This is a genomic window from Pseudomonas sp. LBUM1653 (genome assembly GCF_059716115.1).
On sequence record NZ_CP166803.1, the window covers coordinates 1,911,751 to 1,934,432 of the forward strand.

General features: G+C 61.1%; 19 protein-coding genes. 14 read left to right on the top strand and 5 right to left on the bottom strand.

All coding sequences use genetic code 11. The features are described 5' to 3' along the window. Nucleotides 1-44 precede the first annotated feature (44 nt). The 8 genes from cobU to ACA054_RS08850 all read left to right on the top strand — a co-directional run bounded on the left by cobU (nt 45) and on the right by ACA054_RS08850 (nt 5,524). Nucleotides 45-566, top strand: a complete 522-nt coding sequence (gene cobU, locus ACA054_RS08815) for a bifunctional adenosylcobinamide kinase/adenosylcobinamide-phosphate guanylyltransferase (protein WP_497689044.1) — start codon at nt 45-47, stop codon at nt 564-566. Then, nucleotides 563-1,618 carry a nicotinate-nucleotide--dimethylbenzimidazole phosphoribosyltransferase gene (cobT, locus tag ACA054_RS08820; RefSeq protein WP_497689045.1) on the top strand — a complete coding sequence of 352 codons (1,056 nt, stop codon included), beginning with the start codon at nt 563-565 and terminating at the stop codon, nt 1,616-1,618. The genes cobU and cobT overlap by 4 nt, the downstream gene beginning before the upstream one ends. Then, a complete protein-coding gene (gene cobC / locus ACA054_RS08825; RefSeq protein WP_497689046.1) occupies nt 1,615-2,190 on the top strand; it encodes an alpha-ribazole phosphatase family protein in 576 nt (191 codons plus the stop codon). Before cobT ends, cobC begins: the two co-directional genes overlap by 4 nt. A 2-nt stretch (nt 2,191-2,192) precedes the next feature. Continuing rightward, nucleotides 2,193-2,927, top strand: coding sequence for an adenosylcobinamide-GDP ribazoletransferase (locus ACA054_RS08830; protein ID WP_497689047.1), 735 nt, complete (start codon nt 2,193-2,195; stop codon nt 2,925-2,927). 171 nt (nt 2,928-3,098) lie between these two features. After that, nucleotides 3,099-3,503 carry a MarR family winged helix-turn-helix transcriptional regulator gene (locus ACA054_RS08835; RefSeq protein WP_095963918.1) on the top strand — a complete coding sequence of 135 codons (405 nt, stop codon included), beginning with the start codon at nt 3,099-3,101 and terminating at the stop codon, nt 3,501-3,503. A 52-nt stretch (nt 3,504-3,555) separates the two neighbouring features. Then, on the top strand, nt 3,556-4,764 hold the full coding sequence (locus tag ACA054_RS08840) for an MFS transporter (protein WP_497689048.1): 1,209 nt from the start codon (nt 3,556-3,558) through the stop codon (nt 4,762-4,764). After that, nucleotides 4,761-4,883 carry a hypothetical protein gene (locus tag ACA054_RS08845; RefSeq protein ID WP_497689049.1) on the top strand — a complete coding sequence of 41 codons (123 nt, stop codon included), beginning with the start codon at nt 4,761-4,763 and terminating at the stop codon, nt 4,881-4,883. Before ACA054_RS08840 ends, ACA054_RS08845 begins: the two co-directional genes overlap by 4 nt. A gap of 71 nt (nt 4,884-4,954) precedes the next feature. After that, the gene (locus ACA054_RS08850) at nt 4,955-5,524 is read left to right on the top strand and encodes a glutathione peroxidase (RefSeq protein ID WP_497689050.1); all 570 of its coding nucleotides are present in this window, start codon (nt 4,955-4,957) and stop codon (nt 5,522-5,524) included. 229 nt (nt 5,525-5,753) lie between these two features. Here the strand turns inward: ACA054_RS08850 and ACA054_RS08855 are convergent, their stop codons facing one another. The 3 genes from ACA054_RS08855 to ACA054_RS08865 form a co-directional block, all read right to left on the bottom strand. Further along, nucleotides 5,754-7,016: an OmpP1/FadL family transporter gene (locus tag ACA054_RS08855; RefSeq protein WP_497689051.1), complete on the bottom strand. Its 1,263-nt coding sequence runs from the start codon at nt 7,014-7,016 to the stop codon at nt 5,754-5,756. Between the two features lie 145 nt (nt 7,017-7,161). After that, nucleotides 7,162-7,644, bottom strand: a complete 483-nt coding sequence (locus ACA054_RS08860) for a hypothetical protein (protein ID WP_497689052.1) — start codon at nt 7,642-7,644, stop codon at nt 7,162-7,164. Between the two features lie 262 nt (nt 7,645-7,906). Beyond that, a complete protein-coding gene (locus ACA054_RS08865) occupies nt 7,907-8,131 on the bottom strand; it encodes a hypothetical protein (protein WP_007898912.1) in 225 nt (74 codons plus the stop codon). Nucleotides 8,132-9,104: 973 nt separating this feature from the next. Between ACA054_RS08865 and ACA054_RS08870 the strand changes: the two genes are divergently transcribed. The 3 genes from ACA054_RS08870 (at nt 9,105) to ACA054_RS08880 (ending at nt 12,797) form a co-directional block, all read left to right on the top strand. Continuing rightward, nucleotides 9,105-9,428 carry a sel1 repeat family protein gene (locus tag ACA054_RS08870; RefSeq protein WP_497689053.1) on the top strand — a complete coding sequence of 108 codons (324 nt, stop codon included), beginning with the start codon at nt 9,105-9,107 and terminating at the stop codon, nt 9,426-9,428. A gap of 175 nt (nt 9,429-9,603) precedes the next feature. Continuing rightward, on the top strand, nt 9,604-10,968 hold the full coding sequence (locus ACA054_RS08875) for a DNA recombination protein RmuC (protein ID WP_162831858.1): 1,365 nt from the start codon (nt 9,604-9,606) through the stop codon (nt 10,966-10,968). Nucleotides 10,969-11,771: 803 nt separating this feature from the next. After that, nucleotides 11,772-12,797 carry an IS110 family RNA-guided transposase gene (locus tag ACA054_RS08880; RefSeq protein WP_497685641.1) on the top strand — a complete coding sequence of 342 codons (1,026 nt, stop codon included), beginning with the start codon at nt 11,772-11,774 and terminating at the stop codon, nt 12,795-12,797. Between the two features lie 324 nt (nt 12,798-13,121). Here ACA054_RS08880 and ACA054_RS08885 read toward each other — a convergent pair whose 3' ends face one another. Further along, complete coding sequence (locus tag ACA054_RS08885; RefSeq protein ID WP_497689054.1) at nt 13,122-16,592, bottom strand: hybrid sensor histidine kinase/response regulator; 3,471 nt, start codon at nt 16,590-16,592, stop codon at nt 13,122-13,124. Nucleotides 16,593-16,815: 223 nt separating this feature from the next. Further along, nucleotides 16,816-17,352, bottom strand: a complete 537-nt coding sequence (locus ACA054_RS08890; protein ID WP_497689055.1) for a TetR/AcrR family transcriptional regulator — start codon at nt 17,350-17,352, stop codon at nt 16,816-16,818. Between the two features lie 128 nt (nt 17,353-17,480). Here ACA054_RS08890 and ACA054_RS08895 point away from each other — a divergent pair, with 128 nt between their 5' ends. The 3 genes from ACA054_RS08895 (at nt 17,481) to ACA054_RS08905 (ending at nt 21,918) form a co-directional block, all read left to right on the top strand. Beyond that, nucleotides 17,481-18,677: an MFS transporter gene (locus tag ACA054_RS08895; RefSeq protein ID WP_497689056.1), complete on the top strand. Its 1,197-nt coding sequence runs from the start codon at nt 17,481-17,483 to the stop codon at nt 18,675-18,677. 109 nt (nt 18,678-18,786) lie between these two features. Beyond that, nucleotides 18,787-19,938: a TDT family transporter gene (locus tag ACA054_RS08900; protein ID WP_497689057.1), complete on the top strand. Its 1,152-nt coding sequence runs from the start codon at nt 18,787-18,789 to the stop codon at nt 19,936-19,938. 105 nt (nt 19,939-20,043) lie between these two features. Then, the gene (locus tag ACA054_RS08905) at nt 20,044-21,918 is read left to right on the top strand and encodes an MFS transporter (RefSeq protein WP_497689058.1); all 1,875 of its coding nucleotides are present in this window, start codon (nt 20,044-20,046) and stop codon (nt 21,916-21,918) included. Nucleotides 21,919-22,682 lie beyond the last annotated feature (764 nt).

Below are 22,682 nucleotides of genomic sequence, written 5' to 3' on the forward strand. Positions count from 1 at the left end.
GCGAAGAGGCCCGTCGCCTCACTGAAGACTTAAAGGAATGAACCATGCTCCAACTGATCCTCGGCGGCGCCCGCTCCGGCAAGAGTCGCCTGGCTGAAAAACTGGCAACAGACAGCCAGCTTCAAGTCACCTACATCGCCACCAGCCAACCGCTGGACAGTGAAATGAGCGAGCGTGTCGCCCATCACCGCGCCCGCCGCCCGGCCGAATGGGCGTTGATCGAAGAGCCTGTGGAGCTCGCCCGCGTCCTGCGCGAAACCGCCAGCGCTGACCGCTGCCTGCTGGTGGATTGCCTGACGCTGTGGATGACCAATTTGTTGATGCTCGATGACAACGAGCGTCTGACGGCCGAACGCGAAGCCTTGCTCGAATGCCTGGCGTCGCTGCCGGGTGAAATCATTTTTGTCAGCAACGAGACCGGAATGGGTGTCGTGCCGCTGGGCGAATTGACTCGCCGCTATGTCGATGAAGCCGGTTGGCTGCATCAAGCCCTGGCCGAGCGTTGTCAGCGCGTCGTCCTGACCGTCGCCGGTCTGCCCCTGACATTGAAAGGAACTGCGTTATGAGCTCATCCTGGTGGCTGAACCCGTGCCAACCGACCAACGCCCAGGCTGTCGAGCAGGCGCAAGCCCGTCAACAGCAACTGACCAAACCGGCCGGCTCCCTCGGTCAGCTTGAGTCGGTGGCGGTGCAACTGGCGGGACTTCAGGGGCAGGTCAAGCCGAGTCTGGATCGATTGTGGATCGCGATTTTTGCCGGTGACCACGGCGTGGTGGCCGAGGGGGTGTCGGCCTATCCCCAGGAAGTCACCGGGCAGATGCTGCACAACTTCGTCAGCGGCGGCGCGGCGATCAGCGTGTTGGCGCGGCAATTGGGCGCCTCCCTGGAAGTGGTCGATCTCGGCACCATCACACCGTCGTTGAACCTGGCGGGTGTGCGACACCTGAACATCGGTCCGGGCACGGCGAATTTTGCCCAGGGTCCGGCGATGACCGTGGTGCAAGGCGAACGTGCGTTGCAGGCCGGTCGCGACAGCGTGCAGCGTGCCATCGAGATGGGAGCGCAACTGTTCATCGGTGGCGAAATGGGCATCGGCAACACCACGGCGGCCAGCGCGTTGGCCTGTGCCTTGCTCGATTGCCCGGTGGCGCATCTGGCCGGGCCGGGCACGGGGCTGGATGCGGCGGGTGTCAGTCATAAAGCGCAAGTGATCGAACGCGCGCTGGCACTGCACGGCGCTCAACGTGACGATGCGCTACAGACCCTGTTCAATCTCGGTGGTTTTGAAATCGCGGCACTGGTCGGCGCCTACCTGGCGTGCGCCCAGCAAGGCATTGCGGTATTGGTGGACGGGTTCATCTGCAGTGTCGCGGCGTTGGTGGCGGTGCGCTTGAATCCGCCGAGCCGGCAATGGCTGTTGTTCGCTCATCGCGGCGCCGAGCCGGGTCATCGCCATGTGCTGCAAACCCTGAAGGCCGAACCGTTGCTGGACCTCGGGTTGCGACTGGGCGAGGGCAGTGGCGCCGCGTTGGCCGTGCCATTGCTGCGTCTGGCCTGCGACCTGCACGGGCAGATGGCGACGTTTGCCGAAGCGGCGGTGGCGGATCGTCCGGCATGATCTTGCATCTGGATCTGTTGCGCCACGGTGAAACCGAACTCGGCGGCGGCTTGCGCGGCAGCCTCGACGACGCGCTGACGGAAAAGGGCTGGGCGCAGATGCGCGAAGCGGTGGTGGAGCAGGGGCCTTGGGATCGCCTGGTCAGTTCGCCGTTGCAGCGCTGTGCGCGCTTCGCCGAAGAACTGGCGGTGCAGTCCGGGCTGCCGATCGAGCTGGACAAAAACCTACAGGAACTGCATTTCGGTGCCTGGGAAGGGCAGAGTGCCGCGGCGCTGATGGAAACCGACGCCCAGGCCTTGGGTTTGTTCTGGGCTGATCCTTATTCGTTTACTCCACCTGAGGGCGAACCGGTCGCGGACTTTTCCGCGCGGGTGCTGGCGGCGGTGGCGCGCTTGCAGGCGAAGTACGCCGGAGAACGTGTGTTGCTGATCAGTCATGGCGGAGTCATGCGTTTGTTGCTGGCTCACGCCCGGGGCTTGCCGCGCGAGCAGTTGCTCAATGTCGAAGTGGCTCATGGCGCGCTGTTCTCGCTGTCGGTCGAGCCCGGTGGCGTCTTAAGGGAAGTGCGCTGAGCATGTTGCCATTCTGGATCGCCCTGCAATTCCTCAGCAGTCTGCCGATTCGTCTGCCGGGCATGCCGACGCCTGAGGAACTGGGGCGCTCGCTGCTGTTTTATCCGCTGGTGGGTGTACTGTTCGGCGGCATTTTGTGGGGGCTGAACGGGCTGTTGCTGGGCACGCCACTGTTGCTGCATGCGGCACTGCTGCTGACGGTGTGGGTGCTGCTCAGCGGCGCGCTGCACCTGGATGGCCTGGCCGACAGCGCCGACGCCTGGCTGGGTGGCTTCGGGGACCGCGAGCGAACGCTGACGATCATGAAGGATCCGCGCAGCGGGCCGATCGCGGTGGTCGCGCTGGTGTTGGTGTTGCTGTTGAAATTTACCGCGCTGGTCGCGCTGATCGAACAGCAGCATGCGCTGGCCCTGATCATCGTTCCCTTGATCGGCCGCAGTGCATTGCTGGGGTTGTTCCTGACCACCCCTTATGTGCGTCCCGGCGGTTTGGGTCAGGCCTTGGCCGACCATCTTCCGCGATTGGCGGGCAAGCAGGTGTTGGCGGTCAGTGCCTTGGGGTGCGTGCTGGTTGCGGGCCTTAGCGGTGTTATTGCCGTGGTGCTGGCGGTCCTGCTATTCGTCTGGTTAAGGCAGGTGATGATACGGCGATTGGGTGGGACAACAGGCGATACGGCGGGGGCGTTGCTGGAATTGCTGGAGGTGACAGTGATGGTGGGCGTGGCGCTCGTCCTGTAGGAGCGAGCATGCTCGCGATGGAGGTCAACGATGACGCGGGGAGCCTGACACCCCGCGGTGCTCTCAGGTTTTTCGTCGGAACGCCGCCCGGAGCATGCTCGCTCCTACAGGTACAGAGGTTTGATGTAACATAAATTTGCATTCATCTAACCACGGGTATATACACGCATCATGCTCGACTCCCAATGTTTATGCATCAACCTGCGTCGCGCCGCCCGTGGCGTCAGCAGGCATTACGACGGCGCTCTCGATGGCTTCGGGATCAACGTTGCCCAGTATTCTTTGCTGTGCAATCTGCAGCGCCTGGATCAACCGAGTATTTCCACCCTCGCCGAGGCCATGGGCCTGGATCGCAGTACCCTTGGGCGCAATTTGCGGGTGCTGGAAGGTGAAGGTCTGGTGACGCTGGTCGAGGGTGAGGACATGCGCAATCGCATCGTCTTGCTGACCGAAGCGGGCGCAGAGCGCCTGAAAGCCGCCTTGCCGGCCTGGGAGGCGGCGCAACAGCGATTGATTGATCGCCTGGGCGCGGAAAAGCGTGAAACGTTACTGAAATTGCTGGACGAACTGGCTTGAAGCCGGTTTGTTCGATTATAAGCGGGTATATACCCGCGCCTGGAGAGCAAGAATGACCTCGATGTGGCGTACGTGCGGTTGGGTTTTGGTCGGAAGTGCGCTGATTCTGGCGTTGTCCCTGGGGGTGCGCCACGGCTTCGGGCTGTTCCTGGCGCCGATGAGCGCCGAATTCGGCTGGGGGCGTGAGGTCTTCGCCTTCGCCATCGCCCTGCAGAACCTGATCTGGGGCCTGGCGCAACCGTTCACCGGTGCCCTGGCCGACCGCTTTGGCGCTGCGAAAGTGGTGCTGGTCGGCGGTGTCCTGTACGCGGCGGGGTTGGTATGCATGGGGCTTTCCGACTCGGCGATGACCTTGTCCCTGAGCGCCGGCCTGCTGATCGGGTTAGGCCTTTCCGGCACGTCCTTCTCGGTGATCCTCGGCGTGGTCGGGCGCGCGGTGCCACCGGAAAAACGCAGCATGGGCATGGGCATCGCCAGTGCCGCCGGCTCGTTCGGCCAGTTCGCCATGCTGCCCGGCACGCTGGGTTTGATCGGCTGGCTCGGCTGGTCAGCGGCCTTGATGGCGCTGGGTTTGCTGGTGGCGCTCATTGTGCCGCTGGTGAGCATGCTCAAGGACAAGCCGCTGCCGGTACTCGGCCACGAACAGACTCTTTCTGAAGCGCTGCACGAGGCTTGTTCCCATTCGGGATTCTGGCTGCTGGCATTCGGCTTTTTTGTCTGTGGCTTCCAGGTGGTGTTCATTGGCGTGCACCTGCCGGCGTACCTGGTGGATCAACATCTGCCGGCGACAGTGGGCACCACGGTGCTGGCGCTGATCGGCCTGTTCAACATCTTCGGCACCTACACCGCAGGCTGGCTTGGCGGGCGCATGTCCAAACCGCGTTTGTTGACCGCCTTGTACCTGCTGCGCGCCGTGGTGATCGGGCTGTTCCTCTGGGCGCCGGTGACGACGACCAGCGCCTACCTGTTCGGCATGGCCATGGGGTTCCTGTGGCTGTCGACCGTTCCCTTGACCAACGGCACTGTTGCCACCTTGTTCGGTGTACGAAACCTGTCCATGCTCGGTGGGATTGTTTTCCTGTTTCACCAGCTCGGGTCATTTCTTGGCGGCTGGCTGGGCGGGGTGGTGTATGACCGAACGGGGAGCTACGACTTGATCTGGCAAGTGGCGATTCTCTTGAGCCTGATGGCCGCCGCTCTGAACTGGCCCGTGCGTGAGCGGCCGGTGGCGCGTCTGCAAAGCCAGATGAGTGCGACATGAGCAGCCTCTGGCCGCGGATCATGTTCGTCGCTGTCGGCGCCTTGCTGCTGGCCGTGGCATGGTGGGGCTGGCATCAGGGAGGCCTGGCGTTGATGCAGCTGGGAATGGGGGCGTGCTAGTAGGACGCTTGCTAGCAGCAAGTGAGGGCGAGTAACTTCAATCTCACACGAACTCTCAAGGAAGCACCGATATGCTGATGCGCTGGCTGGCGGTTCCCGCGTTACTGGTAGCGTTTACCGGATTGGCCCAGGCGGCAGAGTGCCCGACGCTGCTGCAAGGCTCGTTGCCCAAGTTGCGTGCCAATGAATCCATCGATCTGTGCCAGCGTTTCGCTGGCAAGCCGCTGGTGGTGGTCAATACCGCAAGCTTCTGCGGTTTTGCCCCACAGTTCAAAAGCCTTGAGGCGCTCAATCAGCGTTACAAGGAGCAGGGACTGGAGGTGATCGGTGTGCCGTCCAATGACTTCAAGCAGGAGTCCAAGGACGGCGCCGAGACAGCCAAGGTCTGCTACGTGAACTACGGCGTGACCTTCACCATGACCGAGCCGCAGAAAGTCCGTGGCGACGATGCCACGCATCTGTTCAAGGAGCTCGCCAAGCAGGCCGAAAGTGCGCCGAAGTGGAACTTCTACAAGTACGTGGTCGATCGCCAGGGCAAGGTGATCGCCAGCTTCTCCAGCCTGACCAAGCCGGATGATCCTGAGTTCATTGAGGCGGTGGAGAAAGCGCTGGCTTCGCCACCGTTGGCCTCCGTCCCCTGACCTGTGGGATCGGGCTCGTTCGCGAAAAACCAACAGCACCGCGCTCTCTGTACTGTAGGAGCGAGCATGCTCGCGATGGATTTGAGAGCGCCGCGGGGTGTCAGGCTTCACGCGTTATCGTTGACGTCCATCGCGAGCATGCTCGCTCCTACAAAAAAAGCCCCGCGTTCTGCGAAGAACGCGGGGCTTTTTTGATTCAGGGCGAGTGTTTCAGGCTCGCCGACGGTCATCAGAAGCGGTAAGTCGCACCGACACCGAAACCGTTTGCCCAGTTTTCATACTTGGAGCTGTAGGCCTGGCGGCCGTTGTTATCATTGATCTTGACCGACTCTTCACGCAGGTACGAGTACGCAACGTCGATAGTCAGGTCGTCGGTCGGGCTCCAGCCGGCGCCCAGGCTGAAAATCGTGCGATCGCCCGTGGGGATACGTGGGGAGCGGTTTTCGTTGTTGGTTGGCGCCTGGTCAACCGACAGGCCGGTACGCAGCACCCACTGCTTGTTCAGCTGGTAGGAAGCACCGATGGCGTGAGCCCAGGTGTCGTGCCAGTTCTGCTCTTCAGTGATGGTGCCGAACGCTGGGTTCAAAGGAGCAGGCACGCCACTGTTCTCGACGGAGATTTCTTTCAGGCGGCTCCAGCGAGTCCAGGTGCTGCCTGCGTAGAGGGTCCACTGGTCGTCCAGCTGATGAGTGACCGAGAAGTCCACGGACTCAGGGGTAGTAATGTCCAGCGAAGCATCAAACTTCTGTTGACCCAGTGGGCCGAGCGGGGCGTAGCTGAGCTTGGTGTCACCGTCGAGCTTGTACTTCACTTTCGAGTGATAGGTCAGGCCGACGCGAGTGGAGTCGGTGGCTTGAACCAGGATACCGATGTTGTAGCCCAGCGCAGTGTCGTCACCCTTGATTTTGACTTCACCGTCCGGTGCGGCTGGGTTCGGGCTCAGTGACAGGTTCGACTCCAGCTTGCCGTCGATACGGTTGATGGTCGGGCCGAAACCGATCGACACCTTGTCGTTGAAGGCGTAGCTGACGGTTGGCTGGAGGGTGATGATTTGTACTTCGCTCTTGCTGCCGAAGTATCGGCCGGCGAAGCCATTCTCGTAGTCGGTCACCAGGCCGAACGGTGCATAGACGCCGAAACCGACCGCCCACTGGTCATCGATTGGCTTGACGTAATAGCCCATCGGCACGCCCATGAAAGGGACCATGTCACCCTTGTTGGTGCCGCCATTCGAAGAGCTGGCATCACTGATGTCAGTGTGCGCGTCGATGAATGCAACACCACCGGTCACTTGTTCACGCTTGAGGCGTGACATGCCGGCAGGGTTGCCAACAACGGTGGATGCGTCGTCGGCAGAAGAAGATCGCCCGGCAAAACCTGTCCCCATCCCGCTGATGCTTTGTTCGTTGAGGGCAAAACCACTTGCGAAGATCTGGGTGGATGCCAAGGCAACGGCGAGGCTAATGGTGGTTTTGAGCATTACTTTTTTCATTATTAGAACTCCTGGTGATCACCGGGGCGAAAATTACCAACATTTTCGTCCCAGCGCCATAGGCTGTAATGCTTGATTTAGAGCGGTTTTGTAGGACAATCAGACCAGATTCGCCACAGTTGCGCGATCTTTGGATCCAGAGGTTTCAGCAGGCGACCAGATTCATCGGTGCAACACAAGTTTGCCAAGCGTAGGTGAAGTCTCTCAGGCGTCCTTGGGGCTGGAAGGTCTGGCGCCAGATTCGGGCCATGCCCAGCAGGTCGTCTGCTTCGGGGAGCGGGGTGTTCTGTTCTTCGACCAGCAGCCAGGCGATGGCGGTGGCGTAACGCAGGTTGACGGTCAATTCGACGTGCGGGCTGCTGAGGAATGCGTGCTGGCTGGCCAGTCCGCGAACCAGGCTCGCGCGTTCCGGATCGAGTGCCAGGTAGTGGTCCCAGAGTGCCTGGTGGCGGGGTTCGGCGATCCGGTACAGGCCGTGTCCACGGCGGTCATGCAGGGCGGAACCAAGGGCTGACTGGCTGGCGGCGATGCCTAGCAGCAGGGATTCGGCAGTTGCGCTATGGCGTCCAAGGTAGATCAAGGTTGGACGGATCACATAACGGCACAGTTCGCTGGCAGCGATACCCATAAAGCCCTCGATACATCAAATTGGCGGCGAACCTGAAAGGCTTTGGCAGCGGTGAATCGACTCAGGCTCGCCGGAAGCGGATTAAAGCCGCTTGAGTTGAAGTCTAGTGTCATATTCACCGCGTAAAGGTCTGTTTTTAAAATATTTCTGCCGGCCAGTTATAAACCTTATATCTATCCGTGCTTAGTCACCGTGAAACGTCGGGCAACAAAAAGCCCCGCTTTTCGGGCGGGGCTTCTGGTGTTTCAGTCGTGCTGGCGTCTCAGGCAACCAGTGCCTGACGCGTACGCTCGATCACCGCCTGCAGCGGTTCGGCGCTGGAGTACTGATCGGGGTACAGGCGTTCGCTGTGACGGGCGATGCCGTGTTCGTTGACCAGGGTGAAGCTGAAACAGCCTTTGCGAGCGGCCATGATCAGGCAGTTCATCGGTGCAAAAGCGTTGGTGAGGGTGCGGATAGCATCCTGGGTGTGGATTTGAGTAGACATAGTCATTGGGTGTTCCTACAAGCGACACGGATCAGAGCCGTGCAAAATTAAAACGTTCCAGTGACGACGACCACCGTTGGTCGAACGAAGAACCCGACTGGAACAAAGCAGCCAGTTTGAAGCGCTGATAATTGGCGCGCTTGGGCTGGCAGGTAGGTACTTAGGAGGGCAGGCAACACATCAAGGGCAAAGGTTCTGGGCCCGGGGTGAAGATCCTGATCAATTTGCAGGCTGGTTCGGTCAGAGTAAACGTACCTGGCAACACCCTCTGCGATTCAAAGGCTGTGTTGACGCAAGATTTACCTGGAAACCATCGAGGTGGTCGATCCCGCTTTTTCGGTGGAGGCTTCGTGTGGGAAGGCTGCCCCGGGGGGATTTGTTCGACCAGAATTGACTTTCAGCTTGGTACTAACGCCGCGGATACTAACGGAATGAACAGGCAAAGGGAAGGGTGCTGGCAAAAATTCTTGAATATTCGTTTGGCCTCATCGTTCGCCAGCTGCTCGACGAGGGTTGGGAGCTGTCCGGTCATCGCGCGGAATCCGACCGGCGGTCATCACTAAAAGCTGCCTGGGACGCGGCTTTACCGGGGGGTTATCCCCAGCAATCAAGAAAAATGCATCGAAAAAGCGCAGTGATATAACCGCCAAGAAGGTACTTGTGCACATTAGTTGCGCAGACTGTCACGGAGCTGTCATCCAGCCTTCAATCGCAGTGGGTGCCTGTAACCAAAATTTAAGTCAATGAAAAACATCGCTTTTTTTAACTGGTGAAAAAATCGTCAGTTTGACTGCAGGCCCCATTCCATAAGCCTTTGCGCGAGTTCAATGGCGGTTGTCCACTGAGTTATCCACAGCTTCTGTGGATTGTCCCGAGCGCTTGCTCTAGGACGGGCGTGCCGGGTTTTTTTCGGCTTTACCTGTAAGAAAAAGAGAGTAGAGTGGCGTGCCTTCCGATCTGCCCACAGTGTTTTATGAAGTTTCGTACGCCACCTCCTTCCTCTACCGCCAAATCGTCCACGGTTGCCTCACCCAAGCGCTTTTCGATGCGGGTGGCCGAGTGGTTGCTGGACAGCCCGCGCCTGGGCGAAAACCCCAACGTTAAACACATCGCCGGACGTTTGCTCAAGCAACCGGCCCGTGAAGGCGTCGTCGCTGCGCAGAGCCGGCTGGGGCAACTGATGTGCCGTGAATGCGGCAATGCCCGGGATCGCCGGATTGGCCAGGATCTCTTGCGTCAGGCCGCGCGGGCAGGGGACCTGCGCGCGCAACAGGAACTGGGCTTGATCGAAGACTGAGCTGTCCAAGACCTGACGCCTTGGTTAACCTTCAGGCTTTATTTCAATGGCAGGAGTGGCTATGGCTATGGACTTGACCAGCGCATTGCTGGGGCTGGCGGGCGCGGCGCTGCCGTTGCTGGTGTTGGCCTGGCAACTGCAGCGCCGGGCGAGCACCGCTCAGGTCCAGGCGTCGCTGCTGGAAGAGCGCCTGGCCACGGCGCATCTGGCGCAGGATGGCCTGAATGCGCAGCTCGAGGCCTGCCGCGATGAAATCGCTGATCTGGGTCAGGCCAACGCCGCCAAGCAGGCGGACCTCGCCGCGGTGCGACGTGAGGTCGAGTTGCTGCAAATCGAACGTGACGATGCCCGCGATGCGGCCCACGCCTGGAATATCGAACGTGCCGGCAAAGAAGCCGAATTACGCCGCCTCGACGCCCAGGCCGCGTCCCTCAACGCCGAGCTGCGCGAGCAGCAGGAAAGCCATCAGCAGCGCCTCAACGACCTGCAGGGCTCGCGAGACGAACTGCGTGCGCAGTTCGCCGAGCTGGCGGGGAAAATCTTCGATGAGCGCGAGCAGCGTTTTGCCGAAACCAGTCAGCAGCGCCTGGGGCAATTGCTCGATCCGTTGAAGGAGCGCATCCAGTCTTTTGAAAAACGCGTTGAAGAAAGTTATCAGGCTGAAGCCCGGGAGCGCTTCTCCCTGGCCAAGGAGCTGGAGCGCCTGCAACAGCTCAACCTGCGCCTGAGCGACGAAGCCACCAACCTGACCCGCGCCTTGAAAGGACAGAAAACCCAGGGCAACTGGGGTGAATTGATTCTGGAGCGCGTGCTTGAGCATGCAGGGCTTGAGAAGGGCCGCGAGTACCAGACCCAGGTCAATCTCAAGGGCCCGGACGGCGAGCGTTTCCAGCCGGACGTGATCATTTACCTGCCAGGCGACAAGCAGGTGGTGGTCGACTCCAAGGTCAGCCTGACGGCTTATCAGCAGTACGTGGCGGCCGAAGACGAAGCCATCGGCCAGATCGCGATCAAGCAGCACGTGCTGTCGTTGCGCAATCACGTCAAGGGCTTGGCCGGCAAGGACTACAAGCGTCTGGACGGCCTGCACAGCCTGGACTTCGTCCTGTTGTTCGTGCCGATCGAAGCGGCGTTTTCCGCCGCGTTGCAGGCTGAGCCTACGCTGTTCCAGGAAGCCTTCGACCGCAACATCGTGATCGTCAGCCCGACCACGCTGCTGGCGACCCTGCGTGTCATCGACAGCCTGTGGAAGCAGGAGCGGCAAAGCCAGAACGCCCGGGAAATTGCCGAGCGGGCCGGGTGGCTGTACGACAAGTTCGTGCTGTTCATCCAGGATCTGGACGAAGTCGGTAATCGCTTGCAGCAACTGGACAAGGCCTACAGCTCGGCGCGCAACAAGCTGACAGAAGGGCGCGGCAACCTGGTCAGCCGCAGTGAGCAGCTCAAGTTGCTGGGCGCCCGCGCGAGCAAGAGCCTGCCGGCGGATTTGCTGGAGCGGGCGATGACCGATGTGGATGGGTTGGTCGAGTTGCCGGAATAGCTGCTGCGTGATGGCGCAGGGGGCTTTCTTTGAGGCTAACTCAAGGTCGTTGATTGTGTGTATATCCGTTTCTTCGGTAACGGCGGCTGGCGGTTTCGCTCTTACAGCGAGTCACTTGGAAAAGCCCCAAGTAACCAAGGGCTCTTGCCCCTGGCGTTCGGTGCCTCGCTGTGGCTCGGCATGCCCTCGCTCCGGTCCTGCTCCGTGGGCCCGCCGCCATCGGCCATCCATGGCCGGCGGCGGCTAAACCGGCATCCATGCCGGTTTGCCCACTGCGCAGAACCTCCACTCGGCCTCTCGATGTGGCAAGAAAATCAAAAGCCAAATCAAAAGCAAAAGCGAGGCGGCCGCCGGCCGGCCTGATCTCAGGTGAGCGCGTTCCACTGTAGGAGCTGCCGAAGGCTGCGATCTTTTGATCTCGCTGTTGCTGTTGCTGTTGCTGTTGCTGTTGCTGTTGCTGTTGCAGTTGCAGTTGAAGTTGCTCTGGCTTTTGATCTTGATCTGCCTGCCCCGTTTCCAGAGGCCGAACGCAGGCGTTGCGCAGTGGGTATCCCGGCATGGATGCCGGGATAGCCGCCCCCGGCCATGGATGGCCGATGGCGGCGGGCCCACGGAGCAATGCCTTCGTTACGGCACCCCGAGCCTCAGCGAGGGGCCGAATGGTGTGGCAAAGCGCTTTGGTTACTTTCGACTGGGCCGGCTTCCGGATTTTCGAAAGTGACCCGCTAATGAAATGGCTACCCCCGCCGCCCCCGGTGATCGCCCACTAAGCTTTCACCGGGGGCTCACCGGAGACCATTGCCATGAACAAAGTAGCTATTGCCGCCATCGACCTGGGAAAACACACCTTTCATTTGCATGCTCAAGATGATCGCGGGCATGAGCTCTACCGCAAAAAATTTACGCGTACCGCGCTCATCCAGCATCTGGCAAATGTCGAGCCTTGCACCGTGGTGATGGAAGCCTGTGGCGGAGCCCATTTCATGGCACAGGAGGTCGCAAAGCTTGGACATTTACCCAAGCTCATTGCCCCTCATCTTGTACGTCCCTACGTGAAAAGCAACAAAAACGACTTCGCCGATGCCGAAGCGATCTGCGAGGCAGCGACTCGCCCGACGATGCGCTTTGTGCCGCCCAAAACCCAGACCCAGCAGGTGCTGGCCATGTCCAACTCGATACGCGATGCGTTCATCAAGGATCGCACCGCAACCGCCAATCGGATTCATGCAGCCCTTCTGGAGGTTGGCGTCAGCCTGGCCCCCGGCTTCAAATCGATCAACACTCTGCCGGCGCTGCTTGAGGCGAGTTCAATGTCTGAGCCCTTCAAAAAAAATCTGACGAGGCTGTATCGACATTTCAAGAATCTGGAAGAGGAGATCAAGTCGCTGGACAAGGAGTTGCAATGCCAGGCCGCTGAAGATGATCTGGCATCTCGCTTGATGACCATGCCGTGCGTCGGCCCGATCACCTCCACCGTCCTGGCCGCCGAGTTGGGCGATGGCAAACAGTTCAAATGCGGCCGAGGCTACTCGGCCTCAATCGGCCTGGTGCCCAAGCAGCATTCCACGGGTGGCAAGAGCGTGTTGTTGGGCATCAGCAAGCGCGGAGATCGCAACCAGCGACGCTTGCTGGTCCAGTGCGCCCGGGTGTACCTGATGCATCTGGACCACCAGAAAGGCTGGCTGGCGGACTGGGTCCGGCAGCTACTGGCCCGCCATCATTCCAACCACGTGGTTTGCGCGCTGGCCAACAAGCTGGCGAGGATCGCCTGGGCGATTGCGGCACACCATACTGAATTCGATGCAGGGCCAAGCGCGATGAACGCCTGACCCTGCTGTCACCCGAGCACCACCCACCTGGTTTTGCGATGCTGGATAACTGATGACGTGAACGGCCAACCGGCCTGACGACAACCCTGGGCTCTTACACGGCTGAAAGGCCGTCTCGCTAATAAGGATCGTTGGGCATCGATTCTCATCGAGGCGCGGGGCGACACCCCCACTCAGACGCCGAATAGATGAAAGCAAGCCAAACACGCATCAAAAACAGTATTGCAGAAAAGGGGGTAACCATAGATGTAAGAGCGGAACCATAAGTGGCCGTTACCGAAGAAACGGATATTCACACAATCAATGCAACACCACCCTGCAACGCTACAACGGCAAATGCCGACTCAACAACGCCCGCAACGCCGCCGGTTTCACCGGTTTGGCCAGGTAGTCCAACCCTGCCGCGTGCACTTGGGCCATCGTCTCGGGTCGGCCGTCGGCGCTGATCACCACGCCGGGCACCGGCTCGCCCAGTCGGGTGCGCAGCCAGGCCATCAGCTCGGTCCCGGTTTCGCCATCGTCCAGGTGGTAATCCACCAGCGCCAATTGCGGGCGCAAACCATCGCTGAGCAGGGCCATGCATTCCTGGCGATTACGCGCGGTCCAGACTTGGCAGCCCCAGCGGGTGAGCAAGCTGTTCATGCCGATCAGGATGCTGTCTTCATTGTCGATGCACAGCACCTGGGCGCCGCTGGGCAATTTGCCATTGAGTTCGGCCGCCTGGGTCGGTGACGCGGCTTGCGCGCGGGCCAGGGGTACGCTGACGCTGAACACGCTGCCGCGCCCCGGCCACGAGCGCACGCGCAACTTGTGCCCCAGCACGCGACATAATCCATCGGCGATCGCCAGCCCCAGCCCGAGCCCTTTCTCGGCGCGGGTCTGATGGCTGTCGAGGCGTTTGAATTCTTCGAAGATCACCTGTTGCTTGTCTTCCGGTATGCCTGGCCCACGGTCCCATACTTCCAGGCACACCTCACCCTGGCGACGGCGCACGCCCAGCAGCACCGGCCCTTTGGCATAGCGGAAAGCGTTGGTCAGGAAATTCTGCAGGATGCGGCGCAACAGCTTTATGTCGCTGTCGATGCGCAACGTACTGCTCCTGACGCGAAACTCCAGCCCCTGATCCTGCGCCAGCGCCTTGAACTCGGCACCCAGGGTGGCGAACAACTCATTGAGCGCGAACGGCTTGGCATCCGGGTTGATCTTGCCGTTTTCCAGGCGGGAAATATCCAGCAAGTCGCTGATCAGGTCTTCGGCCGAACGCAGCGAACTGTCCAGGTGCTGGACCAGCTTTTGCGCTTCGGCGGACAAGCCGTCGTCCTGGTGAGTAAGGGCCGCGGAGAACAGGCGCGCGGCGTTCAACGGTTGCATGAGGTCATGGCTGACGGCCGCGAGGAACCTGGTTTTCGACTGGTTTGCGGTCTCGGCGGTGCCCTTGGCTTCGGTCAGGGCCACGTTGAGTTGCGACAGCTCGTGGGTGCGTTCGGTGACGCGCTGTTCCAGGCCCTCGTTGGCCTCGGTCAACGCCTGCTCGGCTTCGCGGAACGCGGTGATGTCGGTGAAGCTCATGACGAAGCCGCCACCGGGCATCGGGTTGCCGATCAGCTCGATCACCCGGCCGTTGGGGAACAGCCGTTCGGACGTATGCGCCCGGCCTTGGCGCATCCAGTGCAGGCGACGCGCAACGTGCACTTCGGCTTCACCGGGGCCGCACAGGCCGCGCTCGGCGTTGTGACGGATGATGTCGGCAATCGGCCGGCCGACGCTGATCAAGCCGTCCGGGTAGTTGAACAGCTCCAGGTAGCGACGGTTCCAGGCCACCAGTTTCAGCGACTGGTCGACCACGCTGATGCCTTGGGTGATGTTCTCGATCGCGCCTTGCAGCAGCGCGCGGTTGAATTGCAGCACTTCCGAGGCCTCGTCGGCGATGCGCACGACGTCTTCGAGCTGCATCTCCCGGCCTTCAATGGCGGCTTTTACCACGGCGCGAGTCGATGAAGCGCCCAGCACACCGGCCAGCAGGCGTTCGGTATGGGCGATCCATTCACCGTCGGCGTTCTGGTTCGGATTGAAGCCTTTGCCCTGGCGGTAGGCAAAACGGATGAAGCTCTGCCGGGCGCGTTCCTCACCGACGAAGCGAGCGGCCAGTTGCAGCAGATCGTCGATCTGTACCGAGAGCATCGAGCGGGCGCTGGGCCGGGCACTGATTTCCTGGCCGATGAAGCGACCGGCCTGCCAGTGTTCCGACACGCGGGTGCGAGACAGTACCGAGACCCAGGCGAACAGCGTGAAGTTGCCCGCCAGCGACAGCACCACGCCCTGTGTCAGCGGGGTGATCGGCAGGTTCAGCGGGTTGCTGTGCAGCCAGGCCAAGCCCGGGAAACTGCTCAGGGACAAGCCGAGGCTGTGGGCGGCAATCGGCAGGATCAGCGTGTAGAACCACAGGAATGTACCGGCGGCGAGACCGGCGAACACACCGCGGCGGTTGGCCTGTTTCCAGTACAGCGCGCCGAGCATCGCCGGTGCCAGTTGCGTCACGGCGGCGAAGGCGATCTGGCCGATGGTCGCCAGGCTGGCGGTCGATCCCAGCAAGCGATAACTGACGTAGGCCAGCAGCAGAATGACCACGATGCTGACCCGGCGCACCGACAGCATCCACTGGCGGAACACCTCGAACGGGCGCTCGGCATTGTTGCGGCGCAGCAGCCAGGGTAGCAGCATGTCGTTGGAGACCATGGTCGACAGCGCCACGCTGGCCACGATCACCATGCCGGTGGCCGCCGATGCGCCGCCGATAAAGGCCAGCAACGCCAGGGCGGGATGAGCCTGGGCCAACGGCAGGCTGATGACGAAGGAGTCCGGCAGCACGGAACTTGGCAGCATCATCTGGCCCGCCAGCGCGATCGGCACGACGAACAAGGCCGCCAGGGCCAGGTAGGCCGGGAACACCCATTTGGCCAGGCGCAGATCCTGCGGGTCGATGTTCTCGACCACGGTCACGTGGAACTGTCGCGGCAGGCAGATGATCGCCATCATCGCCACGCCGGTTTGCACCACCATCGATGGCCAGTTGATGGTTTCCTTCCAGTATTCCTCGAGGCGCGGGGCGAGCATGGCCTGGTCGAACAGGTCGTCGAAGCCGTCGTACAGGCCGAAGGTCACGTAGGCGCCAACCGCCAGGAAAGCGAACAGCTTGACCAGCGACTCGAACGCAATCGCCAACACCATGCCGCGGTGGTGTTCCGTGGCGTCGAGGTTGCGCGTGCCGAAGACAATGGTGAACAGCGCCAGTACCAGAGACACCACCAGTGCGGTGTCTTGCGCGCGAACCCCCGTGGCATCGGCGCCGGCACCGATCAGCAGGTTCACCCCGAGCACGATGCCCTTAAGCTGCAACGCGATGTAGGGCAGCACACCGACCAGGCAGATCAGTGCCACCACCACCGCCAGGGATTGCGATTTGCCATAGCGGGCGGCAATGAAGTCGGCAATCGAGGTGATGTTCTCCTGCTTGCTGATCATCACCATTTTTTGCAGGACCCACGGCGCGCCGATCAACAACAGGATCGGCCCGAGGTAGATCGGCAGGAAGGACCAGAGCTGCTCGGCCGCCTGGCCCACCGCGCCGAAGAATGTCCAGCTGGTGCAGTAGACCGCCAGCGACAGGCTGTACACCCAGGCTCGCACCCGCGGCGGCAAGGGCGCGCTGCGGCGGTCGCCATAAAAGGCGATGGCGAACAGGATGGCCATATAGGCCAGGGCGACGACGGCAATCAGCCCGCTGGACAGCGACATGGGAACTCCAGGCAACCAAAGACACCCGGGCCTCCCGCCCGGACAGACAGTCTCGCACGATGGCAGGGGTTAGTCAGTGTCGACCAAGGTCGTGGCGTGGCGGGGTGTCGCAGGGTTGCGGGCTGTCAGATTGTTGGTGTCCGTGCGGCCGCCTTCGCGAGCAGGCTCGCTCCCACATTCGACCGTGTTCCATTGTGGGAGCGGGCTTGCTCGCGAACGGGCCTCACTGACTCAACGCAATCTCGATCAACCGATGCAACTCTTCACCTTCCAACGGCGCCTCGGAAAACAGGATACGAAACACGATGGGCGCAGCCACCATGTTGATCAGCCGGTCGACGCCAGGTTTGGGCTGATCCGGGTAGCGATCCAGAATGACCTGCAGTTGCCCGCCAATGATCGTCGCGCAATAGCTCGGTTTCAGGCTCGATTGCACGTCTCGCAGCATGTTGCGACCAGGGGCGGAGCTCATTTCGTCCAGGTACTGATCCGCCCAGGCTCGCACATCGCCCAACAAGCTGCCGGTCTTGGCCGACTCGGTTTCCGGTTGCATGCGGGCCAGGGCGACATCCGCCAGCAGCGCCGACAGATCCCCCCAGCGCCGATAAATGGTCGAAGGCGTGACCCCCGCGCGCGCGGCGATCTGCGGCACGGTCACGCTGGCGCGGTCCTGTTCTTCGAGCAGTTCGCGTACGGCGGTATGTATCGATTCCTGAACCCGGGCGCTGCGGCCGCCGGGACGTAAAGTGGGCGCTGTCATCGCATCTTTCCTGTTTCGCGGGGCTCTGTAGGGCCATGTATCTGACCTTAACACAAAGAATTTGCTTTAAGCGCCAGTCGGTAGCACACTCCGCAAAAGCAAAAAATTAGCTTTTGCGGAGTGTGCCCATGTCCAGTTCTGATTCAAACCGTGCAAGCCTGTGGTTCCTGGCCATCACCTTGCTCAGTTTTCTGGCGGCTTCCACGGCGCCGACGCCGTTGTATCACTTGTATCAGGAGCAGCTGCAGTTCTCGGCCGCCATCCTGACCCTGATCTTCGGCGTCTACGCCCTGAGCCTCCTGGCCGCATTGCTGACAGTGGGTTCGCTCTCGGATCATCTGGGGCGCAAGCCGGTCATTTTCACTGCGGTGCTGCTGAATATTGTCGCCATGTTGCTGTTCATTCACGCCGACAGCGTCGGGTGGCTGATCAGTGCCCGGGTGTTGCAAGGCTTTGCCACCGGCATGGCGACAGCGGTGTTGAGTGCCACGCTGCTGGATACCGACCGCCAGCGCGGGCCGCTGATCAACAGTGTTGCACCCTTGCTGGGCATGGCCCTGGGCGCACTGGGTTGCGGATTACTGACCGAATTCGCACCGGCGCCATTGCACCTGACGTATTGGCTGTTGCTCGGTTTGTTTGTGATGCAGGCAGTATACGTCTGGCGTTTGTCGGAAAGCGTCTCGCGTCAACCGGGGGTATGGGCATCATTGCGACCCACTCTGCATGTGCCGATTCAAGCGCGCTCGACCTTGTGGCGAGTGCTGCCTCTCAACACCGCGACCTGGGCGCTCGGTGGTTTTTACGCGTCCCTGGCGCCGTCGTTGGTGCGCACGGCCACCGGCTCGACCTCGAACCTGATTGGCGGCGCGACCGTGGCCGCACTGACGCTGACCGGTGCCTCGATGATCTACATCCTGCGCAACCGGCCAGCCGCCTGGGCGTTGCAGTGGGGTGCCACGTCGCTGGCGGCGGGCGTTGTGCTGATTCTCCTGGGGGTGCACGGCGCCAGCCTGCCGCTGTTTTTCCTCGGCACGCTGGTCGCCGGTTGTGGCTTCGGCGCCGGTTTTCTCGGTGCCTTGCGCAGCCTGGTGCCACTGGCCTTGCCCCATGAGCGTGCGGGTTTGATGTCGGCTTACTACGTGCTCAGTTACCTGGCGTTCTGCCTGCCGTCGCTGCTGGCGGGTAACTTGTCGCGCGTCTTTGGTTTGGTAGCGACCACTGATGGTTACGGCGTGGTGCTAATTGTCCTGGCGGCGGGCGCTTTACTGGCGTTGATGCGCCAACGGTCGACGCCTGTGTGCAGTGCAACCGGTAAGCCTTGAAAAGTATATTATCTATGAAATAGATAACAGTTAGAGATATTACCCGTTAAATCGATATTCGATCCGGATCTATGATGGGCTCTACCTCACGTGAGGACAGGAGTTCGCCATGACATGCCCCAACACCATCAAGTCCGGTATCAAACCGTTCAGCCATTTGCAGCACCCGCGCGAGGTCATCCGCCAGTTCACCCCTAACTGGTTCGCCGCCACTATGGGCACCGGGGTGCTGGCCTTGGCGCTGGTGCAATTGCCCGTTGCCAATCCTGTCCTGCACACCATTGCCGAAGCCCTTTGGCTGTTCAATATCTTTCTATTCCTGTTGTTCACGCTGCTGTACGCGGCGCGCTGGGCGATGTTTTTCGATGAGGCACGGCGGATTTTCGGCCACTCCACGGTTTCCATGTTTTTCGGCACCATCCCCATGGGCCTGGCCACCATCATCAACGGCTTTGTGCTGTTCGGCTTGCCGCGCTGGGGCGAGGGCGTGATCCATCTGGCCGAGGCCTTGTGGTGGCTGGATGTGGCGATGTCGGTGGCGTGCGGGGTGCTGATTCCCTTCCTGATGTTCACTCGCCAAGAGCACAGCATCGATCAGATGACCGCGGTATGGCTGCTGCCGGTGGTGGCAGCAGAAGTGGCGGCCGCCAGCGGTGGCTTGCTGGCGCCGCATCTCGCCGATGCCCATGGGCAACTGGTGGTGCTGGTGACCAGCTACGTGCTCTGGGCATTTTCCCTGCCGGTGGCGTTCAGCATCCTGACGATTCTGCTGCTGCGCATGGCGTTGCATAAACTGCCCCACGAAAACATGGCCGCTTCGAGCTGGCTGGCACTCGGGCCGATTGGTACCGGTGCCCTCGGCATGCTGCTGTTGGGCGCCGATGCGCCGGCAATCTTCGCCGCCAATGGTTTGTCGGGTGTCGGTGAAATTGCTGCGGGGTTGGGTCTGGTCGCCGGGATCACGCTTTGGGGCTTTGGCCTGTGGTGGATGCTGATGGCCGTGCTGATTACTCTGCGTTATCTGCGCGCCGGCATTCCTTTCAATCTCGGCTGGTGGGGTTTCACCTTTCCGTTGGGCGTCTATTCTCTGGCAACGTTGAAACTGGCCAGCACCCTGCACCTGACGTTTTTCAGTGTCTTTGGTTGTGTGCTGGTGAGCCTGCTGATCGTGATGTGGCTGATCGTCGCCAAGCGTACGGTGCAAGGTGCCTGGCGCGGCGAGCTGTTTGTCTCGCCGTGCATTGCAGGATTAAAGAAATAACCGGCAAAGATTAGGTAATGTGTGGCCTGGATCGACGTGCGACATTCCAAGCACTGTATCCACGCCACTCGTTACCCACTCATAAGCTTCAGGGACACATGGAAGATGAGTCACCCTTCACAGTTCACCTTGCTGCGCACCCGGCGCTTCCTGCCGTTCTTCGTGACCCAGTCCCTCGGGGCGTTCAACGACAACATCTTCAAGCAGTCGTTGATCCTCGCCATCTTGTACAAGCTGTCGATCGAAGGCGACCGTTCGATCTGGGTCAACCTGTGTGCGCTGCTGTTCATCCTGCCGTTTTTCCTGTTCTCGGCGCTGGCCGGGCAGTTCGGCGAGAAATTCGCCAAGGACGCGCTGATCCGCCTGATCAAGCTTGGGGAAATCGCCATCATGGCAGTGGGCGCGGTGGGCTTCCTGTTCGATCACCTGTCGTTGATGCTGGTGGCGCTGTTCGCCATGGGCACGCACTCGGCGCTGTTCGGGCCGGTGAAGTACTCGATCCTGCCCCAGGCCCTGCGTGAAGACGAGCTGGTGGGTGGCAACGGCCTGGTGGAAATGGGCACTTTCCTGGCGATTCTGGCCGGGACCATCGGCGCCGGCATCATGATGTCGTCCAGTCATTACGCGCCCATCGTTTCCACCGCGATCATCGCTATCGCCGTACTCGGTTACGTGGCCAGTCGCAGCATCCCACGGGCCGCAGCGGCCTCGCCGGAAATGCGCCTGAACTGGAACATCTTCAGCCAGTCCTGGGCCACGTTGAAGCTGGGACTGGGGCAAACTCCGGCGGTGTCGCGTTCGATTGTCGGCAACTCATGGTTCTGGTTTGTCGGGGCGATTTACCTGACGCAGATTCCGGCGTACGCCAAGGAATGGATGCACGGCGACGAAACCGTCGTGACCTTGATCCTGACGGTGTTCTCGGTCGGTATCGCCTTGGGTTCGATGCTCTGCGAAAAACTCTCCGGGCGCAAAGTCGAAATCGGCCTGGTGCCGTTCGGCTCGTTCGGCCTGACGGTTTTCGGCCTGTTGCTGTGGTGGCATTCCGGCGGGATTCCCGACAATGCCCTGGGCTATGGCTGGCTCGAGATCCTCGGTTTTGGCCACGCCTGGCTGGTGTTGTTCGACATCCTCGGCCTGGGGGTGTTCGGCGGTTTCTACATTGTGCCGCTGTATGCCCTGATCCAGTCACGCACCGCCGAGAACGAACGGGCCCGGGTGATCGCCGCCAACAACATTCTCAACGCGCTGTTCATGGTGGTGTCGGCGATCGTCTCGATCATCCTGCTGAGCATGGCCAAGCTGTCGATCCCGCAGTTGTTCCTGGTGGTGTCGTTGCTCAACATCGGCGTCAACGCCTACATCTTCAGGATCGTTCCCGAGTTCACCATGCGTTTCATGATCTGGCTGCTCAGCCATTCCATGTACCGCGTGGAGCATCGCAACCTGGACATGATTCCCGATGAGGGGGCGGCGTTGCTGGTGTGCAATCACGTGTCGTTCGTCGACGCCTTGCTGATTGGCGGTGCGGTGCGTCGGCCGATCCGCTTCGTGATGTACTACAAGATCTATGACTTGCCGGTGCTCAATTTCATCTTTCGCACCGCGGGGACGATTCCGATCGCGGGCCGTCAGGAAGACATCCAGATCTACGAAAAGGCTTTCACGCGCATCGCGCAATATCTGAAGGATGGAGAGTTGGTGTGCATCTTCCCCGAGGGCAAATTGACCGCCGATGGCGAGATCAACGAGTTCAAGGGTGGGCTTACGCGCATTCTCGAGCAAACCCCGGTGCCGGTCATTCCCCTGGCGTTACAGGGGTTGTGGGGGAGCTTTTTCAGCCGCGATCCGGGCAAGGGGCTGTTTCGCCGGTTGTGGTCGCGGGTGACGCTGGTGGCGGGGCCGGTGGTGGCCGTTGAGGCGGCGGAGCCGGCCAGGTTGCAGGCCATGGTGGGTGAGTTGCGGGGTGCGGTGCGGTAGGAGCCTGCGGTGCGGCGATCCGACTTGCCGGCGAAGGCGGCCTGATAGCCGACCTATTGTTTGTTGTCGGAGTACATATCCATTGCTGCGGTAACGGCCACCTATGGTTTCGCTTTTACAGCGAGTCACTTGGAAGCACGGAACGCCGCCCGGCCCCAAGTAACCAAGGGCTCTTGCCCCTGGCGTTCGGTGCCTCGCTAAGGCTCGGCATACCCTCGCTCCGGTCCTGCTCCGTGGGCCCGCCGCCATCGGCCATCCATGGCCGGCGGCGGCTAAACCGGCATCCATGCCGGTTTACCCACTGCGCAGAACCTCCACTCGGCCTCTCGAGGGAGCAAGAAAATCAAGAGCCAAAGCAGAGCGAGGCGGCCTTAAAGCCGACCTGATTGCAGGTCTGTCCGCATTCCCCTGTGGGAGCGAGCTTGCTCGCGATGAACGTCCAGACAACGCGTTCATCCAGACAGGGCGCGTTATCGTTGACGACCATCGCGAGCAAGCTCGCTCCCACAGGGGATTGGGGGTATCTGCAAAAGTCAGGTCGGCTGTCAGGCCGCCTCGCTTTGGCTTTAGATTTTGGAGGCCCCGTTAAACCACGATGGCCGAACGCAGGCATTGCGCAGTGGGTAAACCGGCAGGACGCCGGTTTAGCCGCGCTGGGCCAGGGATGGCCCATCGCGGCGACCCACGGAGCAATGCCGGAGTGAGGGCATGCCGAGCCCTAGCGAGGCACCGAGTGGTGGGGCAGAGCCTTTTGCTTACTTTTC

Bases quoted from the DNA above. Each gene is read 5' to 3' on its own strand.
- cobU (WP_497689044.1), top strand. From the start codon at position 45: ATGCTCCAACTGATCCTCGGCGGCGCCCGCTCCGGCAAGAGTCGCCTG.
- cobT (WP_497689045.1), top strand. From the start codon at position 563: ATGAGCTCATCCTGGTGGCTGAACCCGTGCCAACCGACCAACGCCCAG.
- cobC (WP_497689046.1), top strand. From the start codon at position 1,615: ATGATCTTGCATCTGGATCTGTTGCGCCACGGTGAAACCGAACTCGGC.
- ACA054_RS08830 (WP_497689047.1), top strand. From the start codon at position 2,193: ATGTTGCCATTCTGGATCGCCCTGCAATTCCTCAGCAGTCTGCCGATT.
- ACA054_RS08835 (WP_095963918.1), top strand. From the start codon at position 3,099: ATGCTCGACTCCCAATGTTTATGCATCAACCTGCGTCGCGCCGCCCGT.
- ACA054_RS08840 (WP_497689048.1), top strand. From the start codon at position 3,556: ATGACCTCGATGTGGCGTACGTGCGGTTGGGTTTTGGTCGGAAGTGCG.
- ACA054_RS08845 (WP_497689049.1), top strand. From the start codon at position 4,761: ATGAGCAGCCTCTGGCCGCGGATCATGTTCGTCGCTGTCGGCGCCTTG.
- ACA054_RS08850 (WP_497689050.1), top strand. From the start codon at position 4,955: ATGCTGATGCGCTGGCTGGCGGTTCCCGCGTTACTGGTAGCGTTTACC.
- ACA054_RS08855 (WP_497689051.1), bottom strand. From the start codon at position 7,016: ATGAAAAAAGTAATGCTCAAAACCACCATTAGCCTCGCCGTTGCCTTG.
- ACA054_RS08860 (WP_497689052.1), bottom strand. From the start codon at position 7,644: ATGGGTATCGCTGCCAGCGAACTGTGCCGTTATGTGATCCGTCCAACC.
- ACA054_RS08865 (WP_007898912.1), bottom strand. From the start codon at position 8,131: ATGTCTACTCAAATCCACACCCAGGATGCTATCCGCACCCTCACCAAC.
- ACA054_RS08870 (WP_497689053.1), top strand. From the start codon at position 9,105: ATGAAGTTTCGTACGCCACCTCCTTCCTCTACCGCCAAATCGTCCACG.
- ACA054_RS08880 (WP_497685641.1), top strand. From the start codon at position 11,772: ATGAACAAAGTAGCTATTGCCGCCATCGACCTGGGAAAACACACCTTT.
- ACA054_RS08885 (WP_497689054.1), bottom strand. From the start codon at position 16,592: ATGTCGCTGTCCAGCGGGCTGATTGCCGTCGTCGCCCTGGCCTATATG.
- ACA054_RS08890 (WP_497689055.1), bottom strand. From the start codon at position 17,352: ATGACAGCGCCCACTTTACGTCCCGGCGGCCGCAGCGCCCGGGTTCAG.
- ACA054_RS08895 (WP_497689056.1), top strand. From the start codon at position 17,481: ATGTCCAGTTCTGATTCAAACCGTGCAAGCCTGTGGTTCCTGGCCATC.
- ACA054_RS08900 (WP_497689057.1), top strand. From the start codon at position 18,787: ATGACATGCCCCAACACCATCAAGTCCGGTATCAAACCGTTCAGCCAT.
- ACA054_RS08905 (WP_497689058.1), top strand. From the start codon at position 20,044: ATGAGTCACCCTTCACAGTTCACCTTGCTGCGCACCCGGCGCTTCCTG.